The following is a 20384-nucleotide window of genomic DNA, read 5'->3' as shown; positions in this document are numbered from 1 at the left end:
CCGTACACAGACATTTCCCTTAGCGTTCTCCTTTCGAGAACGCTATCTTATCAAGAGTTCAATTTTCACCCGCTCCCCGGCATGGCAACGTTATCCGCACATGAACATAACAATACTGCTGTGACGGAAGGTTTTATGACATCGACCCTGACCCTCAACCAATCAGAGCTGATCATTGATAATCAGCCTTACCATTTTCTGGATCTCACCCGGCTGCTGCCGCTGGAGAGATTGCAGACCATCCCTTTCTGCCTGCGCGTGCTGCTGGAAAACGTGGCCCTGCGTTCGCCGGGAGCGCTGCCCGCGTTTTTGCAGATGCTTGCCGGGTCGGCGGAGAAGGGCGAAGTGGCCTTTTATCCCGATCGTCTGATGTTTCACGACACCACCTGCCTGCCGGCGCTGGCCGATTTTGCCGCCATGCGCGATCTCACGACCGAACTGGGCGGCGATGCCACGGCGATTAACCCGCGCATTCCGGCGGTGCTGACTATCGATCACTCGGTGATTGTCGAAAGCTATGCGTCACCCGCCGCGCTGGAAGAGAACCTGCGCTTCGATTTTCGTCGTAATGCCGAACGCTACCGCTTTATCCGCTGGGCAGAAAAGAGCCTGGATAATTTCCGGGTGATCCCGCCCGGCACCGGGATCATCCATCTGATGAACCTTGAGGCCGTCGCGGAGGTGGTGACGGTGGATAACACCGCTGCCGTTCCGCTGCTGCATGCGGACTGCATGATCGCCACCGACAGTCATACCCCGATGATCAACGCCCTGGGCATTTTGGGGTGGGGCGTGGGCGGCCTCGAAGGGCAGGCCGCGCTGGTGGGGGAACCGGTCACGCTGCGTTTCCCTGAGGTGGTGGGCATCTCGCTCTCCGGCACGCTCTCCTCTGAGGTGAGCGACAGCGATCTGGCCCTGCACATCACCCGTCTGCTGCGGGAGACGGGGGTGGTGGGTAAATTTGTCGAGTTCACCGGGCCGGCGTTAGCCGCTATGTCGGTTGAATCCCGGGCCACCATCGCCAACATGGCCCCGGAATACGGCGCGACGGTGGTGTTCTTTCCGTTTGACGAACGCAGCGCCGAATACGTTGCCTTAACGGGGCGGAGCGAAGAAAAGCAGGCGTTAATCCGGGCCTATATGCAGGCGCAACACCTGTGGCGCACAGAAGCGTCGCCGCAGCCTGCGTTCAGCCAGCGCATCGAGCTCGATCTTTCGACTATCGAGCCCTGCATGGCCGGGCCGGTGAACCCGCACCAGCAGATCCCGCTGGGGCAGGCGGCCAGCAGCTTCGACGAGACGCTGAGCGTCGAAGCGAAAGGGCGGCAGTGGACGCGCGCGGACTACCCGGAGCCGATCCGCCAGGGGGCGGTGGCCATCGCGGCGATTACCAGTTGCACCACCACCGCGAACCCGTGGCTGATTGTTCAGGCGGCGCTCTTTGCCCGCAACGCCGCGAAGCACGGCCTTAAGCCAAAGCCCTGGGTGAAAACCTCGTTCTCGCCGGGCTCACGGGCGGTGACCGACTATCTCAGCGAGTCGGGTTTGCTGTCCGAACTGGAAAAGGTCGGTTTTGACGTGACGGGCTACGGCTGCATGACCTGCATCGGCAGCTCCGGGGCGCTGCAACCGGCCATGGAGGCGCTGGTCAACGACGGCCTGCAGGCGGTCTGCGTCCTCTCCGGCAACCGTAATTTCCCCCGTCGGGTGAATCCCTCCCTCGGACACGGCTATCTGACCTCTCCGGCGCTGGTGATCGCCTGGGCTCTCGCAGGCCATATCTCTCATGACATGCTGAACGAACCGCTCGGGGTTGACGACGCGCAGCGCCCGATCATGATGCGCGATCTTATGCCGTCGCGCGAAGAGGTAGAAACCTGGCTCGGGCGGGTAATGAAACGCGAGCACTACGTTAAGCGCCGGGAGATTATCTGGCAGGGTACGGGCCACTGGCAGGAGATCGTTGCCCCGGGAAGTGTGCACTATCCCTGGGAGGCGGGCTCCACCTATCTGCGCCGTCCGGGTTATCTTGAGCGTTTACCCCGGGATCCCGCCGCGCCGCTGACGCTCTCTGGCGCGCATCCGTTCCTGTGGTTAGGGGATGATGTCACCACCGACCATATCTCTCCGGCCGGAGCGATCCCGCTGGCGAGTCTCGCCGGGCAGTGGCTGATTGAGCATCACGAAGACCCGCAGGACCTGAATTTATACTCCACGCGTCGCAGCAATCACGAGGTGATGGTGCGCGGAGCTTTCAGTAATACCGCGCTCTCTAACCGCCTGCTTCCGGCGGCGCTACGTGGCGGCGGCGGAAAGGCCTGGGATGCCGCGCATCAGCAGATCCTGCCCGCGTATGACGCCGCGCAAAGCTGGCTGCAACGTGAAACGCCGTTGGTGATCTTCGCCGGAGAGCGCTACGGCGCGGGCTCCAGCCGGGACTGGGCCGCTAAAGCCCAGGCGCTGCTGGGGGTGAAGGCGGTGATAGCGCAGAGTTTCGAGCGGATCCACCGCACCAACCTGATCGGCATGGGGATTTTGCCTTTGCATCTCGACCCGGCTGACGCCGCGCGCCTGCCGGAGATGGACGGGCGCGAAGCGATCGACGTGGAAGGGCTGGAAAACCTCCAGGCGGGCAGGACGCAGCTGACGATGCGTATCCGGCGGGACAACAGCCTGCTGGGCGAATTCGGGCTGACGCTGACCCTCGATTCGCAGCAGGAGCTGCGTTATCTCCGCCACGGCGGTATTTTGCCGTATGTTATTCAGCAAACGCTGAAGCATTAACCATGGATAAAACAATGCGCTTTGATCTGGTCTCTCTATCTCTGTTCGTGGCGGTCGCCGAGGAGCAAAACCTCACCCACGCGGCCCGCAGGAAGCATACCGCGGTATCGGCGGTCAGCAAGCGTATCGCGGAGCTGGAGCAGCAGGTGGGCACCCCGCTGATGCTGCGCATGCCCCGGGGCATCACCCTTACCCCGGCGGGCCACTCCTTGCTCTACCATGCCCGCCAGGTGTTCCGCAATCTTGAGAAGATGGAAGAAGAGCTCAGTGACTATGCCGCGGGGATCCGCGGCCATATCCGCATCTACACTATCTCGGCGGCGCTGATGAATAACCTGCCGCGGGTGGTGAGCGACTATCTGGCCCACTATCCGCAGACCGATATTGAGATTGAGGAGCACACCGGGATAAGCGTGGTGCAGGGGCTGCTGTCGGGCGAGGCGGACGTCGGGTTCTTCTCCAGCTGGACGTCTGCGGCGGGGATCGTCTCCTGGCCCTGGCAGCACGATCTGCTGTCGGTGCTGGTGTGGCCCACTCACCCCCTGGCGGAGCGCAGCGAGCTGAAATTTGAAGACATTATTGATGAGAAGCTGATTGGCGCGCATCGCAACAGCGCCGTGAGCCACATCCTTGAGCGGCAGGCCCGCGCCTGCGGTAAGACCCTCAGCGTCGGGCTGCGGGTGAGCAGCTTTATCTCCATGGCCGAGCTGGTGGCTCAGCAGCTGGGGATCGCCATTGTGCCGGTGAACGAGGTAGCCTCTTCAACGCTGCACAGCGGTGTGCGGTTAATTCCCCTCGCCGAGCCCTGGGCGCAGCGGGAGCTGCTGGTGGGCGTAAAAGATTACGCCCAGGCCTCGCCGTCGGTTAAATCCCTTATCGGCAGCCTGATCCCCTGTGAACCTGCCGAGGAGTAGTCAGGCAAAACAGATGCAGGTGGGGCTGGCAGTGGCAACCACCACATCCGTTGCCGACAACATGCCGGTTTCGCTGTCGACGTCGAACACCTGAAGAGTGTCGGAATCTTCGTTAGCGCTGATGAACTGCCTGCCGTCGGGCGACAGAGTGGTAAAGCGGGGCGTTTTTCCGCCGCACGGCACCCAGCCAACAGCGGTGAGTGAGCCATCCTGCGGGCTGACGCTGAACACGGCGATGGAGTCATGCCCGCGGTTGGCGGCATAGACAAAACGCCCGGAAGGATGCACCTCGATCTCGCTGGCGTCGCTGCGCAGGTCGTAACCCTCCGGCAGCGCGCTGAGGGTGTGCCGCAGCGAGAGCGTGCCTTTTTCCCGGTCAACGTGAAAAAAGGTGACGGTGCTGCTCAGCTCGCTGAGGCCGAACAGCCACTGGCCATTGGGATGAAAATCGGCGTGGCGGGGCCAACTGCCTGCCGGGAGCATCACCTCATCGGCAAGGCATGAGCGGGTCTGCTCCCAGTGATAAAGGCGCATCATATCGATGCCGTTGCCCGCCTTGCGGCCCTGAACCGGGACGGCAAAGAGATTGCACCCCGGCGCAAAAACGATCTCGTGCGGACGGGACAGGGAGTCAGGGCCGGTATGACCGGCGATGCGAGCGAAATCGATGGGCGGCTCCAGCCCTTTATCGCTGATCGGCAGGGCGGCAATGTTGCCCCCTTCATGGTTGGCGATCAGCAGCGTGTTGCCGTCGGGCGTCAGCGCGGCCCCAACCGGATTATTTCTGCGGGCGGGCTCCAGATCCGGGTGAGGGTGGCGTGGCCCGGTGGTCTGCTCGCTACTTAACGTCAGCAGGCCGGTGTCAGGATCGCGATCGAACACCGCCACGCGGTCGCCATCGCCGTGCAGCGCATACAGCCGGTTGCGCCGCATATCAAGCGTCAGCCACGAGGGATTTTCCTGCACGGAAGCCAGGCACTGTAGCGGCTCCCATTTACCCGACTCGGTAATGCGGAACAGGGTGATCCCCTTACCGCGCGCACCGCGCCATGCCGAAGTCCGGCAGCCAACGTAAGCATAGGTTGTCATGATAGCTCCTGTTTTCTTTGCATTTTTTATAATATAAATGCATTTATCGTGCCGTGATGGTTGTCTCGTTTCTCAGTGCCAATCCTCGTTATTCCTGTGTTTGTGCGGCTTTAATGGCAGGTTTCCTGCCATGAAGATAACGAATGCAGATTCTTTTCTGTCCTGATAATTGCATTTAATTATTTGCAAATGCATAAATTGAACGATCTTGCTCACATTTCCAACAAGGTCAGGTTGCGGAATGACTATGCCCGCCGCTTAATGTTAATGAGAAGTGAGCAATGTTAATAATCTGCAACGGGAGAGGGGTATGACCCAACGTATCGCGTATGTAACATCGGGAATGGGGAGTCTCGGCACGGCTATTTGTCGTCGGCTGGCGCAGGACGGATTTATTGTCATCGCGGGTTGCGGGCCGAATTCCAAAAGAAAAGACGCCTGGCTGGAGGATAACAGGAAATTAGGTTTTGATTTTATTGCCTCTGAGGGAAACGTTGCAGACTGGAATTCCACGGTAAAAGCCTTTGAAAAGATCCGCGCGGAAGTGGGCGAGGTCGACGTGCTGATTAATAATTCCGGCACGGCGCGCAACGTATTATTTCGCGATATGCAGCCCCAGGAGTGGCAGGCGGTTATTGATACCAATATGAACTCCTTATTTAACGTCACGCGTCAGGTGGTGGACAGCATGATGGCGCGCGGTTGGGGGCGCATTATTAATATCTCCTCGTTAAACGCGCAGATTGGCACCGTCGGCCAGGTGAACTACTCCACCGCAAAATATGCCGTCCGGGGCTTTACCCGCGCCCTGGCGCGCGAGGTGTCGGCGCGCGGCGTCACGGTGAATACCGTCTCCCCTGGCTACCTTGCCACCAGCAAACTGAAGACGGTCACTCCCGTTCAGGTTATCGACAAGATTGTGCAGGAAATACCGGTCAGGCGGCTGGGATCGCCAAAAGAAATTGCCTCTATTTGCGCCTGGCTTGCCTCCGATGAAGCCGGATACGCCACCGGGGCGAACTTCTCCGTCAACGGCGGTATGCACATGAGTTAATCGCTTTTCCACAACAATTAAATTACGTACATAACTTCATTACGCATTTAGCAATATCTGCGTCGGAGACTCTTATGCTCTCGTTCCTGGGTTACGGCATGATTGTGGTCTTTATGATCCTTATCATGACCAAAAAATTATCCGCGCTGACGGCCCTGACTATTATTCCCATTCTGTTTGCGCTTATTGCCGGTTTTGGCGGTGAGATGGGCGATATGATGATTGAGGGGTTAAAGAAGGTCGCGCCTACCGCGATTATGGTGATTTTTGCCATTCTTTATTTTTGTACCATGTTCGATACCGGATTATTCGATCCGATAATCCGCTTCTTCCTGCGCATTATTAACGGCGACCCGGTTAAAGCGGTGATGTGTACGGCGCTGCTGGCGGCGATGGTCTCCCTGGACGGTGACGGATCAACCACCTACATGATCTGCGTGACGGCGATGCTGCCGCTGTTTAAGCGTATTCGTCTCGACCCGCTGGCCCTGACCTGCGTGGTGTTTCTCTCCGGGAGCGTCACCAATCTGCTGCCGTGGGGCGGGCCGCTGGCGCGCGTGTCGGCGTCGTTAAAGGTAGAGTCGAGCGAGCTGTTTATCCCGCTGATCCCCTCGATGATCTGCGGCCTGGTGGGGGTGCTGGTGCTCTCCTGGTATATCGGCATCCGTGAACGCCGCCGCCTTGGCAAGCTGAGCATTCAGACCAACGGCAACGGCGCGGTTACGGAAGAGGATGCCGAGAGCTATCTGCCTGCCATCAATGAGGTGAATGACGAGCTGCGTCGGCCAAAAATGTTCTGGCTCAATGCCGCCCTGACGCTGGCGCTGATGGCCTCGCTGGTGATGGAACTGCTCCCGCTGTCGGTGCTGTTTATGGTGGCCTTTGCGATTGCGCTGCTGATTAACTATCCGCATCTGGATGCCCAGCGCCAGCGTATCGCGGCCCATGCGCCTGCCGCGCTGAACCAGACCTCTATCTTCCTGGCGGCGGGGATCTTCGCCGGTATTCTCTCCGGCACCGGGATGGTGACCGCCATGTCCAACACGCTGTTAGACGTGCTGCCCCAGTCCTGGGGGCCGTATCTGGCGCCGATCACCGCCCTTATCAGCCTGCCGGGCACGTTCTTTATGTCCAACGACGCCTTCTATTATGGCGTGCTGCCGGTCCTGGCCGAGGCGGCCAAAGCCTACGGTATCGATCCGGTGGAGATTGGCCGCGCGTCGCTGGTGGGCCAGCCGGTGCACCTGTTAAGCCCGCTGGTCGCCTCAACCTATCTGCTGGTGGGGCTTGCGGGGGTGGAATTCAGCGACCATCAGAAATACACCTTCAAGTGGGCGTTCCTGCTGTGCATGATCTTCCTCGGGTCGGGGCTCTTACTGGGGCTTTATCCGGTCTATTCGGTCGCCAGCTGACAGCAAAACGGCTCACACTGTGAGCCGTTTTTTTGGGGACAAGGGTTAATTTTCCGCGCTGATCCGGCGCATTTTTTTATTATCGAGGGCGACGGAGAGGTGCTGCTTCATAGTGTACGACGCCTCAATCCGCTGTCCGGATTCAATGAGGGCGAGGATGCGCATATGATCTTTCACTTCCGCGTAGTAGCGGTTGCGGTCATCCATGATGCGATAGTCCATCAGCCGACGCATGCGGTTGACGTTACGTAGAGAGATTTCAAAGAAGGGATTGTTGGAAAAACTGATGATCGTTTCGTGAAAACGGTAGCCCGCCAGTTGCAGCTGAGTAGGGGAGAGGCGCTCAATGCCGCTCTCCAGCAGCATTTCCAGCTCGCGGCGGATCTCGTTAATCTTCTCCTGCGGTGCGTTGAACGTAGGCTCCAGGATAGCCATCGGTTCAATGACCATACGGAAACTGAAAATCTGCTCCAGCGCGGTCTTGGTTTTGGCGACCGGTAAAAAACGCCAGCCGTAGCCCTGCTTGCGCTCAACCCATCCCTCGCTGATGCCCCGGGCCAGCACCGTCGACAGCTGGCTTTTAGTGAGGTTATAGCGCTTCATCAGGAACAGCTCGGTGACTTCCGACTCGATCTCGTCCCGCAGCCAGTCTTCGGCGAGCTGATAATACTCCGGCAGATCCAGCTCTTCAGAAGGGGCCGGTTGGGTATCCGCCTGCGGGGCGTAGTCCTCTTTAACAAAAAAGCCGCGGTTTTGCTTTTGCAGCAGCACCCCTTTCTGTTCCAGATACACCAGCGCTTCACGAACGGGGGAGCGCGAAACATCAAAGGTTTCCGCCAGCTTAGGCACGCTGAGATGCGATCCCGGAGCAATATCGCCGCTGTCGATTAAACCCAGTAATTTCTGTGAGATACGTTCAGTGAGTGCACTAATTTTCATGCAGGCGCCCTGATTCAGGAGAGGAAAATGCAAATTTATAAAATATTATTGCATTTATTTTTCTTTAAAAGCAATGTCCGCTGCACCAGGTTGAGGGAGCACCACAATAAATATTGGCACGGCCTGCCCCCTATCCATTCAGGGAGAGGGCTGGGGTGAGGGGGAGCATGCGGCTGTGGTGGTGGTTCCGTTCACTGTATGTTTTGTGCTTCTCTGTAAGCCCCGTCACCCGTGAACGTGCTAAGTGGGCTCGCCGCCGCCCCCTTAGCAATCCCGGCTCCCGGCCAGGAAAATCGCCGCTTCGCGGTGCACTCAGCTTATTCCCGCAGGCTTAGGGTCGGGGGCGATCCTACATCCATGTAGGTCGCCCCCTCTCGGCGCATCCGTGCGCCTCGCCCCGGCCTGCGGTCAACGCTTCGTCGATTTTCAGCCGGAGGAGGGAGTCGCTGTATGTCGTTTACTCTCCTGAAATTATTTTATCGCGGAAAGCATACGAAAATTACCGGGTGCTGCGCTTAGCCCTTAAATTAGGCACGCGCATTGAGACGTCGGTTGATTAAGCGGCATTATGCTTTCCTGTGGCTGATTGCGCGGTAAGCTGAGTTCCCCGCACCTTGTCATTACTTTACAAATTGCCCCTTGCCCGAAGACGCGTCGCTCACTATTCTCATTGCCCATGAATATCCTGACGGGTCCGACTCAACATAAAAACAGGCAACTAAGAGCCGTCGCGCTTCTTTTCGTTGCCTGTATTGTCATGCTGATCTGTCTGACCCAGCGGGCCAGCATCCTGCACCACATGCAGGTCAAAGCCGCCACGCTCTCGTTGACCGCTGAAAACAGCCCGCAGGAGCTGACGTCGCCAGGGTTGTCGCCCTGTGAGCTCAGCGCCCACTCCCTGCTGGCCGCCCAACCTCTTCATTTTGATAACCTTCTGCTGTTACCCACACTGCTGGTTCTCGTTTTAGCGGTGCTGAGCAAAATCAGCGTCCTGCCGAGGCCGGTCATCCTGTTTCGTCCTCCGCTCCTCCGAATACATCTCAAGAACTGCGTTTTCCGTGAATGACTGAACGGGCTGTCCCTGTTTAGTTAATTTTTCACGGAGAAAATGTATGAATACGCTTTTCAGGAGCCTGTGGTTCCTGTTATTCAGCCTGTCCACCGCTTATGCGGCGGTCCCGGGCTGGCCGATGCAGCCTGATAATTCCCATGCTCAGGTGCATGTCTTACACGATGCGCCCGCGAACGGGAAAGTGCGCCTGCTGCTGGATGTCACCCCCGATGACGGGTGGAAAACCTACTGGCGAAGCCCCGGTGACGGCGGCTTTCGGCCGGTGAACGACTGGACGCCGCAGGCCAGTACGCAGTGGCACTGGCCGCGGCCCGTGCGCTTTACGTCTGCCGGATTCAGCTCGGTGGGCTACGAGAGCCGGGTGGTGTTTCCACTGGAAATCACCACCGATGAGGTGCAGCGACTGCGTGGGAAGCTGACGCTTTCCCTGTGCAGCAACCTCTGTGTGGTCAAAACCTTCCCGCTGGATCTCAACCTGGCATCCGGTCCGTCGACGGGCTTTGCCAGCGCGTGGGATAACGCGATGCGCGCGGTTCCTGCAACCAGCGGGGCGATGGCGGTGAACTCTGTCGCCACTGACGCAGATCAGCTGACGGTGAAACTGACCTCACCGGAAGGCTGGTCCCGGCCTGAACTGTTCACGGATAACCCGCCGGGGGCGACTCTTTCCCCGCCGCAGACGACGATCGACGGCGACATCCTGACGGCACGGTTTAGGGTCAGCGATGAGCAGGGCCAACCGCTGGAGGCCTCTCATCTACAGCAGATCGCGCTGCTGGTCAGCGACGGCAACCGGAGTCAGCAGCTCAGCGTTGATATCAATGCTTCTACCTCGCTCTGGCAGATTCTGGCTGTGGCGCTGGTGGGTGGCCTAATCCTCAACCTGATGCCCTGCGTGCTGCCCGTTCTGGGCATCAAGCTCGCGTCGCTGATGACCCTGGCAGAGAGCACCCGCCGTCAGACGCGGCTGCGTTTTCTGGCAACCGCGTCCGGGATCCTGTTCTCGTTTCTGGTGCTGGCGGCGGTCGTGACCGGGCTGCGGCTGTCCGGGGCCTGGATTGGCTGGGGCTTTCAGTTCCAGAATCCCTGGTTCATCGGCGCGATGGTGCTGGTGACGTGGATTTTCTGTTTCAGCCTGGCGGGCCTGATGGAGATCCGTCTGCCTTCCTCGTTTACCACCCGGCTGGCGACCGCGGGCGGCAACGGTACCGGTGGGAGTTTTCTCGAAGGCGCGTTTGCGACCCTGCTTGCCACGCCCTGTACGGCACCCTTCCTCGGTACGGCCGTGACCTTCGCCCTGGCGGCTCCCGTCCATCAGCTATGGCTCATCTTTTTTGTTCTGGGTATCGGGATGAGTCTGCCCTGGCTGGCCATCAGCATGGTGCCGGGCGTGGCGCGCTGGCTGCCGAAGCCTGGCCCCTGGATGGGGAAGCTGCGTCTGGTGCTGGTGATCCTGATGCTCGGCTCTTGCATCTGGCTAATGTCCCTACTGATGAAGGAGTGGGGCGCACGCTATGTGCTGATCGGCGGCGGCCTGATGGTGGCGTTTTTCCTTTACCGCTGCGCGAAGGCCATGTCGAACCACCGGGAAAATCTGCGCAGCCTGGCCTTTGGCGTGCTGTTTGGTGCCGGGCTGTATGCTTTTCTGGCTCCACAACCTCAGGGCAAGGCCGGTTCACCCCTGAACTGGCAGCCGCTGAGTGAGGCCGCGCTCAGTGACGCGCTGAACGCCAGAAAACGCGTGCTGGTGGATATCACCGCCGACTGGTGCCTGAACTGCCGGGTGAATGAAGTCCTGGTGCTTCACCGGCCTGAGGTGATCGCCGCGTTAAACCGCGACGACGTGGTACTGTTGCAGGGCAACTGGAGCCAGCCTTCCGCTGAAATCGAGCAGTTCCTGAGGCGCTACGGCGCCAGCGGCATTCCGTTTAACGCCATTTTTGGCCCTTCACTTCCGCAGGGGCATGTATTGCCCTCCCTGCTGAGCAAAGACGCCTTGCTGACCGCCCTGGCAAAGGCCGACACGGCCGCGCCATCTGATTTTACTGAGGAAAAAAAATGAACAAGATCCTGTCCCTGTTGATGTTGACCTTAAGCTTCAGCGCCCTGGCGCAGACCGCTGATTTACCCGAACCCATTAAACACGTCCAGAAACAGGGCATTGTAATTATTAAACCGTTCAGCGCCCCCGGCGGGGTAGAAGGGTGGCTGGGGAAATATCAGGATATGGGCGTCACGCTCTATCTCACCCCGGATAAAAAGCACGTGATTTCAGGCTATATGTACGATGCCGAGGGCAATAACCTGAGCGAGAAGGTCATCAACGATGAGATCTATATTCCTGCCGGGCGCGAAATGTGGAAACAGCTCACCGCCGCGCCGGGGATCGCAGAAGGTAGCGCGGACGCGAAGTGTCAGGTGGTGGTCTTCTCCGATCCCTTCTGCCCGTACTGCAACAAGTTCTGGCATCAGGCCCAGCCTTATCTCAAGGATAAAAGCATCAGCACCAAAACCCTGCTGGTGGGCGTGATCCGCCCGGACAGTGCCCAGTACGCGGCGGCGATCCTCTCCGCCAGCGATCCGGCTAAAGTGTGGCATGACCTTGAAAGCAGCGACGGGAAAACGAAACCGGCGCTGAAAGGTAATACGCCGCCAGCGGTGTTTAAGCAGATCCAGCAGAACCAGCAATTGATGGAACAACTCGGAGCCAGCGGTACGCCTGCCATTTATTACCTGAATAAAGATCGCGCCCTGCAGCAGATCGTCGGTTTGCCTGACGCTAAGCAGATGGCCGATCTGGTGGCCTGCAAATAAACGTCTGCGGTTATTAACCTGAACCATAGTCTCAGCCGTTGTGCCGGTAAGCACCTTGATTTGTTCGCAAAATCATTGATACTGTATATATATACAGTTAAACGGACTTGAGACTATGCCATTCATCTACCCACGCGTTACCGCGCCCGTAAAAGGGCGCAAATAACCATGTTTGCGCTTGTCGACGTGAACAGCTTTTATGCCTCGTGCGAGACGGTGTTTCGCCCGGACCTGAAGGGACGACCGGTGGTGGTGCTGTCGAATAACGATGGCTGCGTGATTGCCCGCAGCGCCGAAGCGAAAGGGCTGGTGACGATGGGGGCGCCGTATTTTAAACAGAAAGAGATTTTCCGCCGCCACGGCATTGTCGCCTTCAGCAGTAATTACGAGCTGTACGCCGATATGAGCAATCGGGTGATGACCACCCTGGAGGAGATGGCTCCGCGGGTTGAGATCTACTCGATTGATGAGGCTTTTTGCGATCTCACCGGGGTCAGCAACTGTTGCAATCTGGAGGCCTTTGGCCGCGAAATTCGCCAGACGGTGCTACAACATACGCACCTGACCGTCGGGGTGGGCATTGCGCCCACCAAAACCCTCGCCAAGCTGGCCAACTTTGCGGCAAAAAAATGGCAGCGGCAGACCGGCGGCGTGGTGGATTTATCCCGCGTTGAGCGTCAGCGCAAGCTGATGGCGGCGCTGCCCGTCGGCGAGGTGTGGGGTATCGGGCGGCGGATGAGCAAAAAGCTGGAGGCCATGGGCATTAATACCGTACTGGCACTGGCGGACACCCCCACGGCCCTGATCCGCAAACATTTCAGCGTGGTGCTGGAGCGTACCGTACGCGAGCTGCGCGGCGAATCCTGTCTGGGGTTTGAAGAGTATGTCCCGCACAAGCAGGAGATTATCTGCTCCCGCTCGTTCGGCGAAAAAGTGACGGATTACGAGGCAATGCGCCAGGCCATCTGCAGCTATGCCGCCCGCGCCGCCGAGAAACTGCGGGCTGAACACCAGTACTGCCGGTTTATTTCAGCCTTCGTGAAGACGTCGCCGTTTGCGCTGAACGAGCCTTATTACGGTAATAGCGCCTCAACCAAACTGCTGACGCCAACGGAAGACAGCCGGGATATTATTGAAGCGGCGACACACTGTCTGGATATTATCTGGAGAGAAGGGCTGCGCTATCAGAAAGCCGGCGTCATGCTGGGGGATTTTTTCAGTTCTGGCGTCGCGCAGCTGAATCTGTTTGATGAAAATCCGCCCCGGCGCAACAGCGCAGAGTTAATGGCGCTTATCGATAAACTTAATGAACAAGGGCGCGGAACCATCTGGTTTGCCGGGCAGGGAATAGAGCAGAAATGGCAAATGAAAAGGGAAATGTTATCCCCGCGATATACCACGCGTTTTTCTGACTTTCTTCGGGTCAGATAAATCTCTTTCACTAAAATAGTGCAAAGGATAAAAGTAATTATTTGTCAGATAAGGAAGATATATCCCTGGGCGATTAAGAATTGCGCTATAGTGGTGACTCTATTCACCTGCCCGGAGGGGCTATTCCCAACATAAAATTTGAGTGCCCGGTTTGCACAAGCAAGAGGTTTCGTTTTACCTCTTTTTGCCCCACGCAAACCCAACCTCATGGTGCTGTTTGTTCCGTCTGCGGAACCCGACTCACCGCACACTCATGCGTGCCGCTTCCCAAAAGGAGACGCTGGCCAAAACAGGTGGTTTAGGTGTTAAAGGGGAGGGTTAATTCTGGCCCTCCTGAATTATTATTTTACCGCTACGCTGGTGATGAATGTATATTTGCTGGCGCTTCGTTATTTCTGCAAATAATCATTATTAATAAAATCGGGTTTTATTTTACGGCTCACTTATTTTATTGATCAATTCTGGCCCCTGATTTTTTACATTCCCCACCGCCCGCGTGACGGCATGCCAGTGGAATTCATCTGCGGGTACCGCGCCCGTCCGGGCAATCTCTTCAGCCTCTTTGCCGCTCACCGTTTCGCGCAACCATTCGCGCGCTGACTTCGGCGTCAGTACCAGCGGTCGCCGGTCGTGGATATCCACCAGCCCTTTATCTGCCGCGGCGGTCACGATCAGGAACCCTTCCGCGGTATCCCCGCGCTCAAACGGGGTGCTGCCGATCGCCGCCATAAAAATGGGCTGTCCGTCGGCGCGCGCGATAAAGTAAGGCTGCTTTTTGTCTCCCTCTTTTTTCCACTCGAACCAGCCGTCGGCAAAGACAATCGCCCGACCGTGGTTCCACAGCGGCTTAAACATCCGGCTGCTGGCGGCAGTTTCCAGACGGGCGTTGATCAGCGGCGGCATATCCCACCAGCCAGGGGCGTAGCCCCAGAACACCGGGTCGAGATGCAACACATCGTCGCGCTCGCTGACCAACAACACTTTAGTGCCTGGCGCAACGTTATAGCGCCCGATGGGTTCCGGGTCGTAGGGGATGTCGCACTCCGCTTCATCTGCAAGAAAGGCAAGATACTCTTCCCGGGTCTGCGCCTGGGCGAAACGTCCGCACATAATTACCTCCGAGGGTTTTCTTAAGTATAGGTTGTGTATTTCCCGGATTTTAAATAGCTCAAAACACTATTCATTTTGCAAAACCAACTATCCTTTCTAAGAACATTCTGTCTCGTTTGTTTTATGCCAAAAGTCATCACCGATCGTATGTAAGTCGTTCATTTCGTTTTTACTACTCTTATATCGGGATACACCTATGAAACGCCGAATAGTCACTTCTGCCGTTTTGCTGTCACTCGCTTTAGCCCAACCCGCAATGGCCGCCGACGCGCCGCTTTCCCCCCTGATGAAGCAACTGAATAACGGTAACTGGTTACCGGAGCAGGAAGCGCAGTCCTTAAGCGACGAACTCTATTATCAGGATGCGATTCAGGCCTACATCCAGACCCTGCCGCTGCTGAATACCATTGGCCTGCGCGATGGCTCTGAAGCTGCGTTTGGTAAAGGCTATAACGTCCTGCCGATCTGGAAAGAGCGGATGGACAGCCGGGCGGTGGTGCCTACGCCTAACGGGGATGTGATCTATTCCATGAGTTATCTGGATCTGAAGGAGACGGGGCCGCTGGTGATCAAAGCGCCACCGAACGTCATCGGGATGTTTACCGACTTCTTCCAGAAAACCATTACCGACGTGGGTGCCATCGGGCCAGACCGTGCCCGGGGTGGCCTCTATTTACTTCTGCCGCCGGATTACGACGGTCCTGTGCCGCAGGGGTATTACGCCTTTAAATCCTCGACCTATAACGTCTTCCTCTTCTTCAGAACCATCATGGGTAAAGGTGAAGGCAAACCCGATCCGGTCCCGGCGGTGAAAAATGCCGAAACCACCCGCGTCTATCCCCTCTGGGATGTGGAAAAGGACGTGAAGCCGATGCAGTTCCCGGATGCCAGCGGGAAGCGGGTGAACATGGTTTATCCCACCGACGCCAGCTACTGGCAAAAGCTGAAAACCTTTGTGGATTATGAACCGCTGACCGCGATCCCGGATGCCACCCGCAGCGCGCTGCTCAGCATCGGCATTGTGAAGGGCAAGCCGTTCACCCCGACGGCCAAACAGCAGGAGTTACTGAACAAAGCCGTGGAAACCGCGCCGCGCATGATCCTCGCGCGTCGTCAGGTGGGGCGTGATGACCAGCGTCAGCTCTATTACAAAGACCGTCAGTGGGAGACCTCCTGGGCGGGTGCTACCGCAGAGTGGATGCAGTACGGCACCCTTGATGCCAACCAGCGCGCGGCCTTCTTCCAGATTGCGTACTCCAGCGCGGCGGCAATGGTGATGCATACCACCGGCGCGGGGTCCAAATATCCGTTTGCCACCAAAGACGGATCCGGCAAGTTCCTGAACGGCAGCAATACCTATAAGTTGCACCTGCCGCCAAACCCACCTGCGGCGCTGTTCTGGGCCGTGACTGCCTACAACATTACCGACGGCACCATGCCGGAAACCGATCAGCTGTTACCGTCCACCAACGGCTATTACAACATCCCGAAAAACAACGATGGCTCTATCGACCTCTGGTTCGGCCCGAATAAACCGGACGGTGTGGAAGACAGCGCCTTTATCAAAACCGTTCCTGACCGTAATTTCCTCGTGGCGCTGCGTCTGTATGGCACCGAAGACGGATTCTACGATCAAACATGGATCCCGGATGACCTGGTCCAGATAAACCAATAAAGGTGAATGACGTGATGAAAATAAAGTATCTCGCACTGTTTACAACTCTGGCGCTTAGCGCGGGCGCGTTCGCCCAGACCGAACCGCTCACCATTCCTCATGCCACCCAGTTCGATCAGCTCACGCAGCCGTCGGCGGATGTCACCATGCCGGAGAGCTATGTCAAAGCCATCGCGCAGCAGGCCTATATCTGGGGCTGGCCGATGGTGAATCAGTTTAACCGTCGGGAAACCATCACCAAAGCGCCTTACCCGGCGCTGAACGGCGGCATGGTGCCGGTAGCGCCGATGGGCCAGCTCAGCATGCTGACGGACTACATCAAGCCGGAGGAGACCTTCGTTACCTGTCCAAACCAGGACGTGGCCTACGGGCTGGGCTTCTTCGAACTGGATAAAGAGCCGATTGTGATCCAGGTTCCCGATTTCGGCGAACGCTTCTGGGTGTACGCCATTTACGATGCCCGCACCAATCAGATTGGTAACGTCGGTAAACCTTACGCCACCAAACCCGGTTTTTATCTGCTTGTCGGGCCCAACTGGAAAGGGGAAACCCCGCAGGGCATTAACGGTGTGATTCAGTCCTCCACCGAAATGGCCAACGTTATTCCTCGCGTCCAGATGGATGACACCCCGGAAGACCGGGCGGCGATCCAGGCCCCGATCAAAGAGATTATGACCTACCCGCTGAGTCAGTTTGACGGCAAAATGAAATCCTTCGAATACTCGAAAATCCCGGCCATCGGCGATAAACCGGATGCCAGCGCAGGCGAGACGCGTTGGGTTATTCCGGAGAAATTCTTCGACCAGTTCGCCAATGTGCTGGAAAAAGTGCCGCCGCTGCCTGGCGAAGAGGCCATGTACGCCCAGTACCGTCACCTTGTCGAGGCCGGCAAGAAAAACCCGGAAATCCGCAAATGGATGGATGCTGCCGCCGTAGAGACGGATAAAACCGTCATTGCTGATTTCTTTAAGTGGAAGAACAACGGCGTACCGGCGGGCAACGGCTGGAACCGTTCAAAAAACAACGCCGAGTTTGGGGTGGACTACTACAACCGTACCGGCACCTCAAAATCGAACATGTTCGATAACAAACCGAACGAAACCCAGTATTTCTACACCGATAACGATGCTGCGGGCACCCAGCTATCCGGTGACCATGACTACACGGTGACCTTCGCGAAAGGCGAACTGCCGCCGGTGAAAGGGTTCTGGTCATTAACGCTCTATAACAGTAAGCATCTGTTCAGCCCTAACGAGCTGAACCGCTTCTCGCTGGGGACCAAAAACAAAAACCTGAAGTACAACGATGACGGCTCCCTGACGCTGTATGTCAGCAAAACCCGCCCATCAGATGATAAAGTTAATAACTGGCTTCCGGCGCCTGACGGCAATTTGTCCCTCTACATTCGCGCGTACTGGGGTGAACAGCCGATTCTGGATGGCACCTGGCAGCCGCCTAAAATTGAAACGGTGAAGTAAGTTTTTCTGTGGGCACCTTGCCGGTGGCAGGGTGCCATCATGATTTTGAGGTTTTTTGGATGACGAATTTTCATCAACTTTCTGCCACCCGCCTGAGTGGCGAGCCCATCTCCATGGCCGGCTATGCGGGTAAAGTCGTTCTGGTGGTCAACACGGCCAGCCAGTGCGGCTTCACCCCCCAATACGCAGGTCTTGAAACGCTCTATAAAAAGTACGCCGCTCAGGGGCTGGTGGTGCTGGGTTTTCCCTGCAACCAGTTCGGCAAGCAGGAGCCCGGCGGGGCTGATGACATCGCCCGGACCTGCCACATCAACTACGGCGTGAGCTTCCCGATGTTCGAGAAAGTCGAGGTTAACGGCGCGGCTGCGCACCCGGTGTTTCGTTACCTGAAGGACGCATTGCCCGGCGTGCTGGGCGGGCGGATCAAGTGGAACTTCACGAAATTCCTGATCGGGCGCGACGGCAAACCGATCAAGCGTTTTGCGCCGATAACCACCCCGGAGAAGATGGAAGCCGCTATCGTGGCTGCCCTTGAAAAGTAAGGTTTTGAATCGCAGCACTCCGCACTTAATAAGCGTTCTCATTATCATTTTCGTTTGTTACCATCGGCACATCACAAATTCACGACGCGCGTTAAGGTGAAGGTATGTCGGCTGTGCAGAGTTATCGCTTATTCAACGTAAAACTGGCGCGAAAAGAGGTGCTTTCTCCCTCTATGCTGCGCTGCGTGTTCCGGGGCGACGACGTGCGCCATATGAAATCAGACGCACCGGATCAGCGCATTAAACTGCTTTTCCCGTCGCTGAACGGCACGCCATTGGCGTTGACCCCAGAAGGATCCTGGTGGGAGCAAATCAAGTCTCTGCCGGAAGCGATACGGCCGATCCTGCGCACCTACACGCTGCGTCGGGTGAACATCGAGGCCTGCGAGATGGAGGTGGAGTTTGTCATGCACGGCACCGAAGGTCCGGCGTCTGCCTGGGCAACAGGGGCACAACCGGGCGATGAACTGCAGATCGTCGCGCCCAACCGTGACTACCCCGAAGACAGCGGGGGCTACGAGTGGGATCCCCATCCTCAGGCAGAACAGGGACTGATTATTGCGGATGAAACGGCCTGGCCTGCGGTGAAAGGGATCCTGGAGCAACTTGCTCAGCGTGATACGCCCCCGCAGGTACAGGTGTTTATCGAAGTGCCGAAGCAGGGCGACTGTATCGATCTCAGCGCCTATGACTTTGCGGAAGTGCACTGGCGGGCGCGCGAGTTGACCGGGGCCTGCCACGGTGAAGCCCTGCTACAGGCCGTCAAACAGCACGTGAAGCTGCCGGAGTATGCCCTGACCCGGAGTCAGGAGGTGCGGGAAGAGGCCGAAGGAGAACTGCTGTGGGATCGCGCGCAAAGCGATAATCGGTTCCACGGCTGGGTGGCGGCGGAATCCAGCGCGGTGAAGCATCTGCGACGTTATCTGAGCGGGGAACGAAACCTGTCGAAGGAGACAATCAGCTTTATGGCCTACTGGGCTCGCGGCCGCCGTTTGTAATCAGCCGGGCGCGCCTCGCGTGCCCGGCCTGAACGCTTATTTCCCCGCCAGTTCCCTGCGGATTATCTCCGCTCCGGCGCTTAATGCGTTGAGCTTACCGTTCGCCACCTCACGGGATAACGGCGCCATCCCACAGTTGGTGGAAGGGTAGAGCTTGTCCGCATCGACGAACTGCAGCGCCCTGCGCAGCGTAGCGGCCACCTCTTCTGGCGTCTCGACGGTATGGGTTGCCACGTCGATGGCCCCGACCATCACCTTTTTACCGCGAATAAGTTCCAGCAGATCCATCGGCACGCGGGAGTTGTGGCACTCCAGCGAGATAATATCGATATTTGAGGTCTGCAGTTTTGGGAACGCCTCTTCGTACTGGCGCCACTCTGAGCCCAGCGTCTTCTTCCAGTCGGTATTGGCTTTAATGCCGTATCCGTAGCAGATGTGCACCGCCGTTTCGCATTTCAGCCCTTCGATGGCGCGCTCCAGGGCGGCGATCCCCCAGTCATTCACCTCATCAAAGAAGACGTTAAAGGCAGGTTCGTCGAACTGAATAATATCGACCCCGGCCGCTTCCAGTTCTCTGGCTTCCTGGTTGAGAATTTTTGCGAACTCCCAGGCCAGTTTTTCGCGGCTTTTGTAGTGGTTGTCGTAAAGGGTGTCGATCATGGTCATCGGGCCCGGCAACGCCCATTTGATCGGCTGGGTGGTGAGCTGACGTAAGTACTTCGCATCGTCAACAAACACCGGCTTCTGGCGGGAGACGGCACCCACGACGGTCGGCACGCTCGCATCATAGCGGTTACGGATTTTCACCACTTCGCGTTTCTCAAAATCGACGCCGCTGAGGTGCTCGATAAAGGTGGTGACGAAGTGCTGGCGGGTCTGTTCACCGTCGCTGACGATATCAATCCCGGCCCGCAGCTGATCGTCCAGAGAGAGACGCAGCGCATCCTGTTTCCCGGCGAGTAATTCCTCGTTCTGCAATTTCCACGGCGACCAGAGGGTCTCCGGTTGTGCCAGCCAGGACGGTTTCGGCAGGCTGCCGGCCGTGGAGGTGGGAAGTAATATTTTCATAACA

The 20384-nt window shown here is 57.6% G+C and carries 16 protein-coding genes; 12 read left to right on the top strand and 4 right to left on the bottom strand.

Annotated elements, in window-relative coordinates; all coding sequences use genetic code 11:
- Nucleotides 1-135: 135 nt before the first annotated feature.
- Both FHN83_RS24220 and FHN83_RS24215 read left to right on the top strand, forming a co-directional pair.
- Nucleotides 136-2784, top strand: coding sequence for an aconitate hydratase (locus tag FHN83_RS24220; protein ID WP_139565213.1), 2649 nt, complete (start codon nt 136-138; stop codon nt 2782-2784).
- A 2-nt stretch (nt 2785-2786) separates the two neighbouring features.
- Nucleotides 2787-3698 (top strand): LysR family transcriptional regulator, encoded by a 912-nt coding sequence (locus tag FHN83_RS24215; protein ID WP_139565212.1) that lies wholly within the window; start codon nt 2787-2789, stop codon nt 3696-3698.
- Here the strand turns inward: FHN83_RS24215 and FHN83_RS24210 are convergent, their stop codons facing one another.
- Nucleotides 3699-4787, bottom strand: a complete 1089-nt coding sequence (locus FHN83_RS24210; protein WP_139565211.1) for a lactonase family protein — start codon at nt 4785-4787, stop codon at nt 3699-3701.
- A gap of 310 nt (nt 4788-5097) precedes the next feature.
- Between FHN83_RS24210 and phbB the strand changes: the two genes are divergently transcribed.
- On the top strand, nt 5098-5841 hold the full coding sequence (gene phbB / locus FHN83_RS24205; RefSeq protein ID WP_039028602.1) for an acetoacetyl-CoA reductase: 744 nt from the start codon (nt 5098-5100) through the stop codon (nt 5839-5841).
- A 74-nt stretch (nt 5842-5915) separates the two neighbouring features.
- Nucleotides 5916-7253 (top strand): CitMHS family transporter, encoded by a 1338-nt coding sequence (locus FHN83_RS24200; protein WP_139565210.1) that lies wholly within the window; start codon nt 5916-5918, stop codon nt 7251-7253.
- Between the two features lie 45 nt (nt 7254-7298).
- On the opposite strand, the gene FHN83_RS24195 is transcribed toward FHN83_RS24200, so the two are convergent.
- Nucleotides 7299-8192 (bottom strand): GntR family transcriptional regulator, encoded by an 894-nt coding sequence (locus tag FHN83_RS24195; protein ID WP_039028604.1) that lies wholly within the window; start codon nt 8190-8192, stop codon nt 7299-7301.
- 676 nt (nt 8193-8868) lie between these two features.
- Between FHN83_RS24195 and FHN83_RS24190 the strand changes: the two genes are divergently transcribed.
- The 4 genes from FHN83_RS24190 (at nt 8869) to FHN83_RS24175 (ending at nt 13509) form a co-directional block, all read left to right on the top strand.
- Nucleotides 8869-9258, top strand: a complete 390-nt coding sequence (locus FHN83_RS24190; protein ID WP_176556527.1) for a copper-binding protein — start codon at nt 8869-8871, stop codon at nt 9256-9258.
- Nucleotides 9259-9304: 46 nt separating this feature from the next.
- A complete protein-coding gene (locus FHN83_RS24185; RefSeq protein ID WP_139565209.1) occupies nt 9305-11326 on the top strand; it encodes a protein-disulfide reductase DsbD family protein in 2022 nt (673 codons plus the stop codon).
- The gene (gene dsbG / locus FHN83_RS24180; protein ID WP_139565208.1) at nt 11323-12078 is read left to right on the top strand and encodes a thiol:disulfide interchange protein DsbG; all 756 of its coding nucleotides are present in this window, start codon (nt 11323-11325) and stop codon (nt 12076-12078) included. Before FHN83_RS24185 ends, dsbG begins: the two co-directional genes overlap by 4 nt.
- Before the next feature lie 168 nt (nt 12079-12246).
- Nucleotides 12247-13509 (top strand): Y-family DNA polymerase, encoded by a 1263-nt coding sequence (locus FHN83_RS24175; RefSeq protein WP_139565207.1) that lies wholly within the window; start codon nt 12247-12249, stop codon nt 13507-13509.
- A gap of 432 nt (nt 13510-13941) precedes the next feature.
- Here FHN83_RS24175 and FHN83_RS24170 read toward each other — a convergent pair whose 3' ends face one another.
- The gene (locus tag FHN83_RS24170; protein ID WP_139565206.1) at nt 13942-14619 is read right to left on the bottom strand and encodes an SOS response-associated peptidase; all 678 of its coding nucleotides are present in this window, start codon (nt 14617-14619) and stop codon (nt 13942-13944) included.
- Nucleotides 14620-14815: 196 nt separating this feature from the next.
- Between FHN83_RS24170 and FHN83_RS24165 the strand changes: the two genes are divergently transcribed.
- The 4 genes from FHN83_RS24165 (at nt 14816) to FHN83_RS24150 (ending at nt 19312) form a co-directional block, all read left to right on the top strand.
- A complete protein-coding gene (locus FHN83_RS24165; RefSeq protein ID WP_139565205.1) occupies nt 14816-16294 on the top strand; it encodes a DUF1254 domain-containing protein in 1479 nt (492 codons plus the stop codon).
- A gap of 14 nt (nt 16295-16308) precedes the next feature.
- Nucleotides 16309-17772, top strand: coding sequence for a DUF1254 domain-containing protein (locus FHN83_RS24160; protein ID WP_138369247.1), 1464 nt, complete (start codon nt 16309-16311; stop codon nt 17770-17772).
- A 59-nt stretch (nt 17773-17831) separates the two neighbouring features.
- Nucleotides 17832-18314 (top strand): glutathione peroxidase, encoded by a 483-nt coding sequence (locus FHN83_RS24155; protein WP_039028612.1) that lies wholly within the window; start codon nt 17832-17834, stop codon nt 18312-18314.
- A 104-nt stretch (nt 18315-18418) separates the two neighbouring features.
- Complete coding sequence (locus FHN83_RS24150; RefSeq protein WP_139565204.1) at nt 18419-19312, top strand: siderophore-interacting protein; 894 nt, start codon at nt 18419-18421, stop codon at nt 19310-19312.
- A 36-nt stretch (nt 19313-19348) separates the two neighbouring features.
- Here the strand turns inward: FHN83_RS24150 and FHN83_RS24145 are convergent, their stop codons facing one another.
- A complete protein-coding gene (locus FHN83_RS24145; protein WP_139565203.1) occupies nt 19349-20380 on the bottom strand; it encodes a methionine synthase in 1032 nt (343 codons plus the stop codon).
- Nucleotides 20381-20384 lie beyond the last annotated feature (4 nt).

It is taken from the genome of Leclercia adecarboxylata, from assembly GCF_006171285.1.
Taxonomy (GTDB): Bacteria; Pseudomonadota; Gammaproteobacteria; order Enterobacterales; family Enterobacteriaceae; genus Enterobacter; species Enterobacter barmai.
This window is presented reverse-complemented; position numbering and strand designations above follow the sequence as displayed.